The organism is Myxococcota bacterium (assembly GCA_041389495.1).
Lineage (GTDB): Bacteria > Myxococcota_A > UBA9160 > UBA9160 > UBA4427 > JAWKRT01.
Genome location: JAWKRT010000001.1, coordinates 1,907,662 through 1,920,732 on the forward strand (window position 1 = coordinate 1,907,662; position 13,071 = coordinate 1,920,732).

The 13,071-nt window shown below is 75.3% G+C and carries 13 protein-coding genes; 10 read left to right on the forward strand and 3 right to left on the reverse strand.

Annotation, left to right across the window (positions count from 1 at the left end; all coding sequences use genetic code 11):
- Positions 1-68: 68 nt before the first annotated feature.
- From R3E88_08430 to R3E88_08440, 3 genes are read left to right on the forward strand one after another with little or no spacing between them, the layout of a single operon-like run.
- Positions 69-1,334, forward strand: a complete 1,266-nt coding sequence (locus R3E88_08430) for a cytochrome P450 (protein ID MEZ4216489.1) — start codon at positions 69-71, stop codon at positions 1,332-1,334.
- Positions 1,335-1,363: 29 nt separating this feature from the next.
- Positions 1,364-1,885, forward strand: coding sequence for a nuclear transport factor 2 family protein (locus tag R3E88_08435; GenBank protein MEZ4216490.1), 522 nt, complete (start codon positions 1,364-1,366; stop codon positions 1,883-1,885).
- Between the two features lie 13 nt (positions 1,886-1,898).
- Positions 1,899-2,705 carry an SDR family NAD(P)-dependent oxidoreductase gene (locus R3E88_08440; GenBank protein MEZ4216491.1) on the forward strand — a complete coding sequence of 269 codons (807 nt, stop codon included), beginning with the start codon at positions 1,899-1,901 and terminating at the stop codon, positions 2,703-2,705.
- A gap of 31 nt (positions 2,706-2,736) precedes the next feature.
- Here the strand turns inward: R3E88_08440 and R3E88_08445 are convergent, their stop codons facing one another.
- From R3E88_08445 to R3E88_08455, 3 genes are all read right to left on the reverse strand, one after another.
- Positions 2,737-3,678 (reverse strand): sigma 54-interacting transcriptional regulator, encoded by a 942-nt coding sequence (locus R3E88_08445; protein MEZ4216492.1) that lies wholly within the window; start codon positions 3,676-3,678, stop codon positions 2,737-2,739.
- Between the two features lie 280 nt (positions 3,679-3,958).
- Positions 3,959-4,870: an alpha/beta fold hydrolase gene (locus R3E88_08450; GenBank protein ID MEZ4216493.1), complete on the reverse strand. Its 912-nt coding sequence runs from the start codon at positions 4,868-4,870 to the stop codon at positions 3,959-3,961.
- Positions 4,867-5,514 carry a DUF3313 family protein gene (locus tag R3E88_08455; protein MEZ4216494.1) on the reverse strand — a complete coding sequence of 216 codons (648 nt, stop codon included), beginning with the start codon at positions 5,512-5,514 and terminating at the stop codon, positions 4,867-4,869. The genes R3E88_08450 and R3E88_08455 overlap by 4 nt, the downstream gene beginning before the upstream one ends.
- A 335-nt stretch (positions 5,515-5,849) precedes the next feature.
- Here R3E88_08455 and R3E88_08460 point away from each other — a divergent pair, with 335 nt between their 5' ends.
- The 7 genes from R3E88_08460 (at position 5,850) to R3E88_08490 (ending at position 13,019) form a co-directional block, all read left to right on the forward strand.
- Positions 5,850-6,752 carry an MBL fold metallo-hydrolase gene (locus R3E88_08460; GenBank protein ID MEZ4216495.1) on the forward strand — a complete coding sequence of 301 codons (903 nt, stop codon included), beginning with the start codon at positions 5,850-5,852 and terminating at the stop codon, positions 6,750-6,752.
- Positions 6,753-6,820: 68 nt separating this feature from the next.
- On the forward strand, positions 6,821-7,282 hold the full coding sequence (locus R3E88_08465; protein MEZ4216496.1) for a TIGR03618 family F420-dependent PPOX class oxidoreductase: 462 nt from the start codon (positions 6,821-6,823) through the stop codon (positions 7,280-7,282).
- A gap of 11 nt (positions 7,283-7,293) precedes the next feature.
- On the forward strand, positions 7,294-8,121 hold the full coding sequence (locus tag R3E88_08470) for a crotonase/enoyl-CoA hydratase family protein (GenBank protein ID MEZ4216497.1): 828 nt from the start codon (positions 7,294-7,296) through the stop codon (positions 8,119-8,121).
- 2 nt (positions 8,122-8,123) lie between these two features.
- Positions 8,124-8,969 carry a thioesterase family protein gene (locus tag R3E88_08475; protein MEZ4216498.1) on the forward strand — a complete coding sequence of 282 codons (846 nt, stop codon included), beginning with the start codon at positions 8,124-8,126 and terminating at the stop codon, positions 8,967-8,969.
- A 48-nt stretch (positions 8,970-9,017) separates the two neighbouring features.
- Positions 9,018-9,932, forward strand: coding sequence for a 3-keto-5-aminohexanoate cleavage protein (locus R3E88_08480; GenBank protein MEZ4216499.1), 915 nt, complete (start codon positions 9,018-9,020; stop codon positions 9,930-9,932).
- Between the two features lie 69 nt (positions 9,933-10,001).
- On the forward strand, positions 10,002-10,655 hold the full coding sequence (locus R3E88_08485; protein MEZ4216500.1) for a hypothetical protein: 654 nt from the start codon (positions 10,002-10,004) through the stop codon (positions 10,653-10,655).
- Positions 10,656-10,739: 84 nt separating this feature from the next.
- Entirely contained in the window at positions 10,740-13,019 is a 2,280-nt protein-coding gene (locus R3E88_08490) for a DUF3604 domain-containing protein (protein ID MEZ4216501.1), read from the forward strand.
- Positions 13,020-13,071: the final 52 nt, after the last annotated feature.

Genomic DNA, 13,071 nt, shown 5'->3' on the forward strand with positions numbered 1-13,071 from the left:
CGAGCGGGAGACGCGCGGCCGCGCGCGCGCTTGCCCGCCGCGCGCGCGTGCGAGAGGATGCGCGGCCCGTGGCCGTCGCCGACGACGCAGCGACGCGGGCCGACGCGCTCGCCGACATCGACCTGTACGACGCCGACCGGTACGCCGAGGGGGCGCCGTACGAGGCGTTCGCGCGCCTGCGCCGCGCAGACCCCGTGCACTGGCAGCCCGAGCCGGAGGGGCCGGGCTACTGGGCCGTGCTCCGCCACGCCGACGTGCTGGCCGTCGCACGCGACATCGCGACGTTCTCGTCCGAGCGCGGCTCGGTGATGATCGAGGACCTGTCGCCGCCCGCGCTCGCGCGCATGCGGCGCATGCTGCTCGTCATGGACCCGCCTCGGCACGGCCTCTACCGGCGCATGGTGCTGCACGCGTTCACGCCGCGGAGCGTCGACCGGCTCGAGCCGCGCGTGCGCGCGATCGCGCGCGCGGCGCTCGCGCGCGCGCGCGACGAGCCCGAGCTCGAGTTCGTGCACGACGTGGCGGCGCGCGTCCCGATGGAGGTGATCGGCGAGCTGTTCGGGATTCCCGCGGCCGACCGCGCGCAGGTCCACGCCTGGGCCGAGCGGAGCACCGGTCCGCCGGAGCCGGACGGCGCACCGGGGGAGGCGCCGCGCGCGCGCCGCGACCTCGAGACCTCGCCGATGGAGCGCTACGCGGTCGAGCTCGCGCGCGATCGCAGGGGCCGCGAGGGCGACGACCTCACCACGCGCATCGCGAACGCGCGCGTCGAGGGACGGACGATGAGCGACGCCGAGTTCGGCGCGTTCTTCGTGCAGATGGTGACGGCGGGCAACGACACGACGCGCACGCTGCTCGCGAACGGCCTGCTCGGCCTGCTGCGCTTCCCCGACGAGCTCGCGCGGCTGCGCGGCGACCGCGCGCTCCTGCCGACCGCGGTCGAGGAGATGCTGCGCTGGGAGAGCCCGCTCCACGGCTTCCGACGCACGGCGACGCGCGACGTCGAGCTCGCCGGAACGCGGGTGCGCGAGGGCGACAAGGTCGTGATGATGTACACGTCCGCGAACCGCGACGAGCGCGTCTTCACCGAGCCCGATCGCTTCGACGCCGGCCGCGACCCGAACCCGCACCTCGCCTTCGGGTTCGGCGAGCACTTCTGTCTGGGAGCGAAGCTCGCGCGCCTCGAGGCGCGCGTCTTCTTCGACGAGCTGCTCGACGCGTTCGGCGGCGTCGAGCTCGCGGGCGCGCCGGTGTGGCAGCGCTCGAACCTGAGCAACGGCCTCGCGGCGCTGCCGGTGCGCTTCGCGCCCGCGCGCGGGCGACGGCCTTCGTGAGCGCCGCGACGCGCACCGCAGGAGGGGCGATGGAGCTTCCGGGAGCCGAGGCGATGGTGCGCGAGCTGTGGTCGCGCGAGCAGATCCGGCAGGTGAAGTGGCGCAACCTCCGCTGCCTCGACCTCAAGCGCTGGGACGAGATGGCGGAGACCTATCATCCGGACTGCACGACGAGCTGGCTCGACGGGCGGCTCGTGCTCGAGGGCCGCGACGCGATCATGGCCTTCCTCGCGAAGACCCCGTTCGCGAAGCCCGCGAACCCGGTGGTCACCGTGCACGCGGCCGAGTGCATCGAGATCGAGTTCGTGAGCGAGACGCACGCGCGCTCGACGTCGCGTCTCTACAACCCCATGTGGAACCCCGAGCTCGACCTCTCGCACCGGTTGCTCGCGTTCTACCACGACGAGTTCCGCGTGCACGAAGGACGCTGGCTCATCTCCCACACGGGCCACGAGTACGTGCTCGACGAGACGTTCCTGTGGAAGGACGTGCCGAGCCACGAGACGCACTACAGCCATCCGTTCCGAGGGCGCGCGCCCGCGGCACGGTGAGGAGGACGAAGGGATGGAGGATCTCCGGGACAGGGTCGCCGTCGTGACGGGCGCGGGCAGCGGCATCGGGCGCGGCATCGCGCGCGCGCTCGCGAAGGCCGGCGCTCGCGTCGTGGTCACGGACGTCGAGGAAGGCGCCGCCGCGGCGACGGCCGCGGCGATCCGCGAGGCGGGGGGCAGCGCGTCGTCGCACCGCGTCGACGTCGCCGAGGCCGGCGCGTTCGAGCGGCTGCGCGACGCCGTGCTGCGCGAGCACCGCGCCGTGCACGTCGTCTGCAACAACGCGGGCATCTACACGGGCGGGCCGCTGCTCGACATGGCGGAGAGCGACTGGGACTGGTCGCTGTCCGTGAACCTGCGCGGCGTCGTGCGCGGGTCGCAGACGTTCGCGCCGCTGCTCGTGCAGCAGGGCGAGGGGCACATCGTCAACACGGCGTCCGTCGGCGGCTTCCTGTCGGGCGGCGGCATGGGCATCTACTGCACGACCAAGTTCGCGGTCGTGGGCTTCTCGGAGGCGTTGCGCGACGAGCTCGCGCCGTCGGGTGTCGGCCTCTCGATCCTCTGTCCGGGCCCGATCAAGACGCGGCTCGCCGAGTCCGACCGGCTGCGGCCGGCCGAGCACGCGGGCGGCAAGGCGACGTCGGCGCCGCTGTTCGGGATGATCGCGGAGGGCATGGAGCCCGACGAGGTGGGCGAGATCGTGCGGCGGGGCATCGAGCGCGCCGAGCCGTACATCTTCACGCACGACGTCTTCCGCGGCCTGTTCGAGGAGCGCTTCGCGCGCGTGCTCGCGGGCTTCGACGCGCTCGCGCGGGAGTGAGCGCGCCGCGGTCGCGGCGCGCACTGCGCGCTCACTCGCCGCGGCGGTAGAGGGTCGTGCGGTTCACGCCGAGGACGCGCGCCGCGCGCGACTTGTTGCCGCGGAAGCGCGCGAGCGTCGCGCGCACGTAGAGGTCCTCGATCGCGCGCAGCGGAAGCTCGAACGCGGCGGTCCGCTCGACGAGCGCAGCCGCGCCGGCGAGGCGGTGCGCGAGCGCGCCGTCGGGGTCGGCCGGCGGGAGGTCGAGGTCGGCGACGTCGACGAGGCCGTCGGAGGCACGCGCGCTCGAGGCCGCGAGCGCGCGATCCAGCTCGCGCAGGTTGCCCGACCAGCGCTGCGCGGCGAGAGCCGCGAGCGCGCGCGGTGCGAGGCGCAGCGCGCGGCCGTGGGCGTGGCGCGCGAGGAGCGCGGCGGCGAGCGCGGGCAGGTCGTTCGCGAGCTCGCGCAGCGCCGGGTGCTCGAGCGTCACGACGCTCAGCGCGTAGTAGAGATCGGTGCGGAAGCGGCCGGCGAGCGCGGCCGCCGCGAGCGGTCGCTCGCTCGTGCACACGAGGCGCGCGCGCGCGAGCGGCGGGGCCGGCGCGCCCGCGATGCGCGCGGCGCGCGGCGCGTCCTCGATCTCGTGCGCGAGCGACGCCTGTCCCGCGCGCGACAGGCGGTCGACGTGCTCGAGGAGCAGCGTCGCGGGCGCGGGGGCGTCGGTCGGTGCGTCGAGCAGCGCGGCGAGCGGCGCGTCGGGGTCGCTCGCGCAGTCGATCGCCAGGAAGGGGCGCGCCGGTGCCGGTCCGCGCTCGTGGAGCGCGTGCGCGAGCCAGCGCTTGCCCGTGCCCGCCTCGCCCTGCAGGAGGATGGGGTGGCGCGAGTGCGCGACGGCCGCGGCCGCGTCGAGCAGGCGGGCGAGCGCACCGCTGTGCGCCGCGAGGGCTTCGAAGCGCGGCGCTTCCAGCGCGAGTGCGTCGTGCGGAGCCGCCACCGGCCGCGTCCTCGTCCCACGTCGATCGCGGCGCCTCGCGCGCCGGCGCGACGGATCCGCTGCGAACGGAATGCGCGCGCTATCGGCGCGGCACGCGCGCGGCCGAAGCGCGCGCCGCGCGCTCGGGCGCGCATCGCGAGCGGGTCGCAGGTGGCTTGGGGAGAAGGCCGGACGCGCGGCGGGCGCGCGCGGTGTCGCTTCGGGAGGAGGCCTGTGCGCGGAGCGCGGGCTTGCTCTGCGCGACCGGGCCTCCACCCGCGTCCGCGCATCCGCGCGCCGCTCAGAGATGCGCGACGAAGTGGTCGCGGGCCGCGCCCGACGCGACCTCGAGCGCCTCGCCCGCGTAGGGCGCGAAGTGGTGGCCCTCGATCACGACGAGCCGCTTCGGCTCGCGCGCCCGCTCGAAGGCGGCGAGTGCGAGCGCGGTCGCGGCGAGGCGGTCCTCGCTCGCCACCACGAACAGCACCGGCGTCGGCGCGACGTGCTCGACGCACGGGCCGGGGTCGAACGAGGGGTCGGTCCCGAACGCGTTCACGACGTCGACCTCGTTGCGCCAGCCCGCGCCGGCGCGCGCGCCGCTCGCGAGGAACCACTCGGTCGACTCGGGCTGCGGAAGATAGGCGCGCATCTCGCGGCCGGGCTCGACGACGACGGCGATCGGCCCCGTGCGCACGCGCGCGCGGACGGAGAGGGCGTCGTCGCTCTCGTCGAGCAGCGCGTCGCGGGTCGCCGCGAAGCGCGCGTCGGCGTCGGGGTACGACGGCGCGAGCGCCGCGAACGGCACGTTCGCGACGACGGCGCGCACGCGCCGGTCGCACGCCGCGAGGATCAGCGCCTCGCCGCCGCTGAAGCTCGTTCCCCAGACGCCGAGGCGTGCGGCGTCGACGTCCTCGCGCGCGGCGAGCCAGTCGAGCGCGCGCCGCTGGTCGCGCATCTGTGCCCAGGGGTTGATCTCGCCGCGCGGCTCGCCATCGCTGCGCCCGAGGTTGCGGTGGTCGTAGACCAGCACCGCGATGCCGGCGTCGCACAGCGCGCGCGCGAACGGGGCGAGCCCCATCGCCGCGGTCGCCGAGAACCCGTGCGTCATCACGACGGCCGGGAACGGCGCGTCGCCGCGCGGCCGGTGGAGCTCGCCGCGAAGGCGGGTGCCGTCGAAGCCGGCGAGCTCGACGTCGATCGGGGCCGGTGTCACGCGCGCGCGCGGCTCGCGGCTGCGGCCGGCGCGGTCGCCGCGGGCGCGTCGCGTTCGGGCGGCGCCGCGGCGGGGGGCGCACACGCCGGGTCGGGGACGCCCGTCGTCGGCACGAGGTCCGTCATCACGCGCCGCGTGTCGCCGAGCAGCTTGTCGAGCACGCGCTGCACGTCCTTCCACGGCGGGTGCCCGTCCTGCCACTGGATGCCGCCCGGCAGCGCGAGGCGCCGCCCGTAGCGCGCGAGCGGCTCGCCCGTCGCGGCATCGCGCAGGTCGACGACGAGGGTGAGCGCGCCCCACGACGCGAGCATGTTGGTCGACTGCGTGTTCTCGGTGCCGGGATGCACGGCGATGTCGACGACGCCGATGCCCATCGACAGCGTGCACGGGCCCGCCTCGTCGACGACGCGCACGCCGCGGTCGCGCAGGCGCTGCGTGAAGCCCTCGGCGACGTGCTCGCGAATGCGCTGCTCCTCGCTGTCGAACAGGCGCAGCGAGTCGCTCTCGTAGCTCAGCACGACCTGCGAGAGCAGGTAGGCGTGGTGGAGCGAGATGCCGTGCGACGGAGCGAGGTAGAGCGTGCCGCGGAGCGGTCGCTCGTACTCGACGAGGCCGTCGGGCGTCCTGCGCAGGTCGAGGCGCATCGCGCCGTGCGTCGGGTCGCCGTCCGCGGCGCAGCCGAGCGCGGCGCACGCGAGCAGGAGGACGAGCGAGGCGCTCCGAGCGGGTGGCGGACTCTGCGATGCAAGGGGTGTCGGATCGCCTGGGAGACCGGGCTCGCGCATGCCTCTCCTCCTCGCGACGGGACGCGAATCTATCACAGCGGCGCCGATCGCCCGGACGGAGCGCGCGCGCGCGCGTGATAGAGTGCGCGCCGCCCTTGTCGCCCCCTTTGCGGCGGCGAGCGAGCGGACGAACGCGCGCCGATGCCGGCCGCGCGGTGCGAACGACCTCGGGCTCCGGGGCGAAGAGGAGCGGTGTGGAGCGCGCGGAACGCGGCGACGAGCGAGCGGGTCGGCGGACGTGGCGCATCGGCGACGCGACGATCACGCGCATCCTCGAGAGCGTGGCGCCGGTGCCGCCGGCGGGCTTCTTCGCGGAGGCGACGCCCGAGGCCGTCGCGCGTCACGCGTCGTGGCTCGCGCCGCACTTCCTCGACGCCGACGGCCATTTCCCGCTCGCCATCCAGGGCTTCGTGGTCGAGTCGTGCGGCCGGCGCATCCTCGTCGACACCTGCATGGGCGACCGCGAGGTGCCCGCATTCCCCGACCTCGCCATGGGCGACGCGTTCGTGCGCGACCTCGCCGCCGCGGGCTTCGCGCGCGACGAGATCGACGTCGTCCTGTGCACGCACCTCCACTTCGACCACGTGGGCTCGAACACGATGCGCGCGCCCGACGGCAGCGGCCGCTGGATCCCGACCTTCCCGAACGCCCGCTACCTGTTCGCGCGCGTCGAGTACGAGCACTGGAAGGGCGCCGAGGACGCGGGCTTCGCGGCGACGTTCGGGGACGCCGTCGAGCCCGTCGTGGAGGCCGGCCTCGCGGAGCTCGTCGAGGTGCCGCACCGCGTGACCGACGAGGTCTGGCTCGAGCCCACGCCCGGCCACACGCCGGGCCACGTCGCCGTGCACGTCGCGTCGCGCGGTGCGCGCGCGATGATCACGGGCGACCTCACCCACCACCCGATCCAGTGGGCCGAGGTCGACTGGAAGATGGCCGCCGACAGCGACAGCGCGCAGGCCGCGGCGACGCGCCGGCGCCTGCTCGCCGAGCACGCGGACGGCGACCTGCTCGTGATCGGGACGCACTACGCCGACCCGTGCTCGGGCCGACTCGTCCGCACCGACGCGGGCTTCCGCTTCCGCGCGAGCCCTCGTTAGGCGCGCGCCCCGCACCGGGCCGCCCGCGCGCGCGGAGCCGCCCCGTCACCCGTCACCCGGAGGAACCGATGCCCAGCCGACGAGACATGATCCGCATGAGCGACGCCGAGGTCGCCGCCTTCATCGAGGGGCAGAAGACGCTGCAGCTCGCGACCATCGACAAGGACGGCACCCCGCACCTCGTGGCGATGTGGTACGGCATCCTCGACGGGAAGATCGTGATCGAGACCTTCGAGAAATCGCAGAAGGCGGTGAACCTGCGGCGCGATCCGCGCCTCACGTGCCTGCTCGAGTCGGGCACGGAGTACAACCAGCTGAAGGGCGTGCAGATCAAGGGGCGCGCGTCGCTCGTGACCGACCCGGCCGAGGTCGTGAAGTGCATGAAGCTCGTGCTGGCGCGCAACCACGAGATGGACGAGAAGACGCTCGAGCTCGCGGCCCAGCACGGCGCGAAGAAGCGCGTCGCCGCGGTGATCGAGCCCGTGAAGATCGTGAGCTGGGACCACACCAAGCTCGACGTCGCCTACTGAGCCGGCGCGCGATGGACGCTCCCGACGCCTCCGCTCCGGCGCCGCCGGAGGGGCGCATCACCACCGAGGTGCGCGGGCCGCTGCTGCTCGTCGGCATCGACCGCGTGGCCAAGCGCAACGGCTTCACGCCCGCGATGTACGACGCGCTCGCCGACGCGCTCACGCGGCTCGACGAGGACGACGCGCTGCGCGCGGGCGTCGTGTTCGCGCACGGCGACCACTTCACCGCCGGCCTCGACCTCCCGCTCTGGCAGGAGCGCTTCGCGAGAGGCGACGCGGGCGCGCCCGGCGCGCGCGAGCCCGCGAGCCGCCGCGTCGATCCGGTCGCGCTCGGCCGCCGCTGCCGCAAGCCCATCGTGACCGCCGTGCAGGGCATCACGTACACGCTCGGCATCGAGCTCATGCTCGCGGGCGACGTCGCGATCGCGGCCGACGACTGCCGCTTCAGCCAGCTCGAGCCGAAGCGCGGGATCATGGCGAGCGGCGGCGCGACGATGCGCTTCGTCGAGCGCGGCGGGTGGGGCAACGCGATGTACCACCTGCTGCTCGTCGACGAGTTCGACGCCGCGGAGGCACTGCGCTGCGGGCTCGTGCAGGAGGTCGTGCCGGCCGGCGCGCAGCGCGCGCGCGCGATCGAGCTGGCCGAGCGCATCGCGGCGCTCGCGCCGCTCGCCGTGCAGGCGACGAAGGCGAGCTCGCTCCTGTACGCGAAGGAGGGCGAGGACGCCTGCGCGAGCGCGCTCGCGCGCGAGCAGGCGCGCCTGTCGCGCACCGACGACGCGCGCGAGGGCGTGGCCTCCTTCGTCGAGCGGCGCGAGCCGGTCTTCCGGGGGCGCTAGGCGTGTCGGATCGCGAAGCGACGCCCCCGAGCTATCCGCCCGCGCGCCACTTCATGCGCGACCTGCGCGTCGTGTTCGAGCGCCGCGACGGCGTGCGCGAGATGCGCGTGCCCCTCGTGCCCGAGCTGCTCTCCGACGCCGGCACGCTCGACCTCGGCGTCGCGACGACGCTGCTCGACATGCTCGGCGGGGGCGACGCGGTCGCGGCCGCGCAGCCCGACTGGGCCGTCACGTCCGACATCACGGCCCACCTCGCGGGCGGCGTGCGCGGAGGCGTGCTCGTCGGCACGAGCCGCGTGCTGCGCGCCGGCCGCAACACGATGGTGCTCGAGGCGCGGATCGCGGCGGAGGGCGATGCGCGTCCCGTCGCGCTCGCGCACCTCGGCTTCACGCGCGTCCTGCGCCGCGACGACACGCCGCGCTTCCTGGCCGAGCCGCCGGCGCGCACGGAGTTCGGCGGCGCGGGCGACGGCTTCGAGGCGCCCTGGTACGCGCAGCTCGGCGTCCGCGAGGTCGACGCGCGGGCGGGCGTGCTCGACTGCCCGGTCGCGGACTATCAACGCAACAGCCTGCGCGCGATGCAGGGGGGCGTCGTCGTCGGGCTCGCCGCGAAGGCGGCGGAGATGGCGGCGCGCGCGCACGCGGGGCGCCCGCTCGTCGCGTGCGACGTCGCCGCGCACTACCTCGCGATGTCGAAGGTCGGGCCGATCCGCTCCGCGGTCGAGATCCTGCGCGCGACCGCCGACACCGCGGTCGCGCGGGTCGAGCTGCGCGACGCGGGGCACGAGGATCGGCTGTGCGTGGTCGCGATCGTCGGCGTCGCGCCCGCGCCCGAGGCCCTTCGCTAGGCCGCACCGCCGCCGCGCGGCGACGCGCGCCGGGGACGAGGAGGCTCCATGGCCGCACGCTCTTCCGACGCGCCCGTCGTGATCGAGGTCGCGCTCAACGGCGCGACCCGCCCGGAAGTGAACGCGAACGCGCCGCAGACACAGGAGCGCCTCGTCGAGGATGCGCTCGCGTGCATCGAGGCCGGCGCGTCGATCGTGCACACGCACGCGCCCGACATCACGAAGGGCGGCCGCGAGGGCGCGGAGCTCTACCTCGCGCACTTCCGCCCCGTGCTGGAGCGCCACCCCGACGTCGTGCTCTACCCGACGCTCGTGTTCGCGGCGGCGATCGAGGAGAAGACGAGCCACATCCCGTTCCTCGCCGAGGCGATGCGCCTGCGCATGGGCTTCGTCGACCCGGGCTCGCTCAACCTCGGGCCGACCGACGACGACGGCGTCCCGTCGCCGATGGGCATCGTCTACGCGAACTCGTTCGGCGACATCGCGTACAAGCTCGCGCTCTGCGAACGGCTCGGCCTCGGGCCCGGCATGGCGATCTTCGAGCCGGGGTTCCTGCGCGCGGCGATGGCGTACGCGAAGGCGGGGCGCATGCCGCGCGGCGCGTTCCTCCGCTTCTACCTCGGCGGCGCGGCGAGCTACCGCGGCGCGGGGCGGACCGATCTCCTGTTCGGCCTGCCCGCGACGCCGGCGAGCGTCGACACCTACGTCGACATGCTCGAGGCGGAGGGGCTCGCGATCCCGTGGTCGGTGGCGGTCGTCTCGGGAAACACGCTCGACGGCGGCGTCGCCGAGCGCGCGCTCGAGCGCGGCGGGCACCTGCGGGTCGGGCTCGAGGACTACGCCGGAGCCCATCGCGCGTCGAACGTCGAGCTCGTGCGCGAGGCGGCCGCGCGCGTGCGCGCGGCCGGGCGCCGCGTCGCGCGCCCCGACGAGGTCGGATCGCTGCTCGACCTTCCTCGTTAGTCGCACGCGCACGCGCCGGCGATCGCCGGGCCCTCAAGCGCGGCCCGCGGCGCGGCGATGCGCGTCCCCATGCGCTCGAACCTCCTGATGCTCGGAATGCTCGTTCCGGCCGCGATCGCCGTGGCGTGGTACGGCCTGCCGGCGCCGCGTGGCGGCGGCGCGAGCGCCGTCGAGCGGATCTACGCGACCGACGGCGCGCGCGTCGTGACCGGCGACGTGGAGGAGCTGCTCGCCGGAGGCGGCGCCGGCCTCGACGCGCTCGCGGCGGCCGACGACGGCGGCGGCGCGGCCGGCGCGGAGCGGTCGTGGCTCGACCTGCTCGCGGGAGCCCTCCCGGGCGCGGCGGTGCGCGAGCCGCTGCTCGTCGTGCTCGTCGCCGGGCGCGATCGCGTCGCGATCGCGCGCGCGGGCGTCGACGACGCGCGCATCGCGGGCGAGACCGAGGACGCCTTCGTCGCCGGTGGCGACCTGCTCGTCGCGGCGAGCCGCGACGCGGCCGCCGAGATGATCATGCGGCTCGACTGGGTCGATCGCCCCATCGAGCTCGTCGCGGTCGAGCCGCGCGCGCCGTCCGTCGTCCTGCGCAAGGGGCGGCGCAACGCGGACGCCGAGGCGCTGCCCATGATCGGCGGCGTCGCGGCCGAGGTCGCCGCGGTGCGCGCGGCCGACCAGGCCCGCGTGCAGCAGGCCGTGGACGTCGTCCGCTCCGCGACCGCGCGCTGAAGCGCCGCGCGCGGGCGGTCGCGCTGCGGCGCGAGTGATAGAGTGCGCGCGCGCCCCACGCCAACCCGGGGCGGGGGGCCTCGCGTGCTGCGTTCGGTGCTTCGGTGGGGGCTCGGCATCGCGGTCGTCGGCGCGGTCGTCGTGCTCGCGCTGTTCGTCGTCGCCGGCGAGGGCTGGTTCGGCAGCCACGAAGGGCCGGGAACGATCCGCGGCGGGCGCGTCGCGCCCGCGCTCGTCGAGGCGCGCGGCCGGGCGTCGTTCGACGCGGCGCGCGGAATCGGCGTCGCGCAGCCGAAGCAGATCCTGTTCGGCGACCTCCACGTCCACACGACCGTCTCGTTCGACGCGTTCATGACGAGCGTCCCGATGCTGGGCGGGGAGGGCACGCACCCGCAGGCCGACGCGTGCGACTTCGCCCGCCACTGCTCGGCCCTCGACTTCTGGTCGATCAACGATCACGCGGCCGCCATCACGCGCCGCAACTGGCGCGAGACGGTCGAGTCGATCCGCGCGTGCAACGCGATCGCGGGCGACCCGGCGAGCCCCGACACGGTCGCCTTCCTCGGCTGGGAGTGGACGCAGGTCGGCACGACGCCGGAGGACCACTGGGGCCACAAGAACGTCGTGCTGCGCGGGCTCGACGACGACGCGATCCCGTCGCGCCCGATCGCGGCGCGCACGGTCGCCGAGCTGAACCTCGAGATGGCGCCGAGCGTGTGGCGGCGCGGCGCGCTCTCGCTCTTCGGCGGCCACGATCGCTACGACGACGTCGCGCGCTACTTCGCGGAGCGCGCCGACGCCGCGCTCTGCGACCCGGCGACGCCGGTGCGCGAGCAGCCGCCGGGCTGCATCGAGACGGCGGCCGACCCGCACGAGCTGTTCGCGAAGCTCGACGACTGGGGCGTCGACTCGATCGTGATCCCGCACGGCACGACGTGGGGCATGTACACGCCCGCGGCGTCGGACTGGAAGAAGCAGATCACGCCCGCGCAGCACGATCCGGCGCGCCAGACGCTGATCGAGATCTACTCGGGCCACGGCAACTCGGAGGAGTACCGGACGTGGCGCGAGGTCGACGTGCAGGCCGACGGGAGCGTGCGCTGCCCCGAAGCGAGGCCGGACTACCTCCCGCGCTGCCAGCGCGCCGGCGAGATCGTGCGCGAGCGCTGCATGGAGGACGGCGGCGACGCCTCCGAGTGCGACGCGCGCGCGGCCGAGGCGCGCCAGCTCGCGGCCGACGCGGGCGGCCAGGCGCACCTCACGGTGCCGGGCTACGACCCGAGCGAGTGGCTCGACGCCGGCCAGTGCCGCGACTGCAGCGTGCCGGCCTTCAACTACCGTCCGGGCGGCGCCGCGCAGTACGTCCTCGCGCTCTCGCACTTCGAGCCCGCGCCGGCGGGCGGTGCGCCGGCCGCACCGCCGCTGCGCGCGCGCATGGGCTTCATCGCGTCGAGCGACAACCACAAGGCGCGCCCCGGCACCGGCTTCAAGGAGGTGCGGCGCGAGGCCTTCACCGAATCGCGCTCGAACCCGCGCCCGGAAGGCCTGCTCGCCGGCGTGTTCCGCCGTCCCGAGACGGCGCGCGCGTCGCGCGCAGTGCCGTTCGACCGCGCGACGACGTCGCTGCGCGGCTTCCAGCTCTTCGAGATGGAGCGCCAGGCGTCCTACTTCATGACGGGTGGCCTCGTCGCCGTGCACGCCGACGGGCGCGATCGCGACGCGATCTGGGAGGCGTTCGAGCGGCGCGAGGTCTACGGCACCACGGGCCCGCGCATCCTCCTCTGGTTCGAGCTGCTGAACGCGCCCGGCTCGCGCGGGCGCGCGCTCCCGATGGGGGGCGCGGTCGAGCTCGACGCGCCGCCGATCTTCCAGGCGCGCGCCGTCGGCTCGTTCGAGCAGGAGCCCGGCTGTCCCGACGAGGCGTTCGAGGCGCTCGGCGAAGACGGCGTCGCGCGCGTGTGCGGGGGCGAGTGCTACTTCCCGAGCGACGAGCGGCGCCGCATCACGCGCATCGAGGTCGTGCGCGTGCGGCCGCAGGCGACGCCGGACGAGCCCGTCGCGCCGCTGATCGAGGACCCGTGGCGCGTGTTCGAGTGCGAGCCCGACGACGCGGGCTGCTCGGTCGTCTTCACCGACCCCGACTACGTGCGCGGCCGGCGCGACGCCGTGTACTACGTGCGCGCGATCGAGGAGCCCACGCCGACGATCAACGCGGGCGGCGTGCGCTGCGCGCGCGACGCCGAGGGCGCGTGCACGGGCGTCGACCTGTGCGGGCTCGACGGCAACGCGAGCGACGACTGTCTGGCGCCGGCCGAGCCGAAGGCCTGGTCGTCGCCGATCTACGTGGACTGGCCGCGAGGCTAGGTCGCGCGTCGAGGGCGGCGGCGCCGCTCGCGACGCGCACGAGAGGGAGCCT

What these genes read in the sequence shown, in the direction of transcription:
- R3E88_08435 (MEZ4216490.1), top strand. Translation starts at nt 1,364, where the DNA reads ATGGAGCTTCCGGGAGCCGAGGCGATGGTGCGCGAGCTGTGGTCGCGC.
- R3E88_08440 (MEZ4216491.1), top strand. Translation starts at nt 1,899, where the DNA reads ATGGAGGATCTCCGGGACAGGGTCGCCGTCGTGACGGGCGCGGGCAGC.
- R3E88_08455 (MEZ4216494.1), bottom strand. Translation starts at nt 5,514, where the DNA reads ATGCGCCTCGACCTGCGCAGGACGCCCGACGGCCTCGTCGAGTACGAG.
- R3E88_08465 (MEZ4216496.1), top strand. Translation starts at nt 6,821, where the DNA reads ATGCCCAGCCGACGAGACATGATCCGCATGAGCGACGCCGAGGTCGCC.
- R3E88_08470 (MEZ4216497.1), top strand. Translation starts at nt 7,294, where the DNA reads ATGGACGCTCCCGACGCCTCCGCTCCGGCGCCGCCGGAGGGGCGCATC.
- R3E88_08480 (MEZ4216499.1), top strand. Translation starts at nt 9,018, where the DNA reads ATGGCCGCACGCTCTTCCGACGCGCCCGTCGTGATCGAGGTCGCGCTC.
- R3E88_08485 (MEZ4216500.1), top strand. Translation starts at nt 10,002, where the DNA reads ATGCGCTCGAACCTCCTGATGCTCGGAATGCTCGTTCCGGCCGCGATC.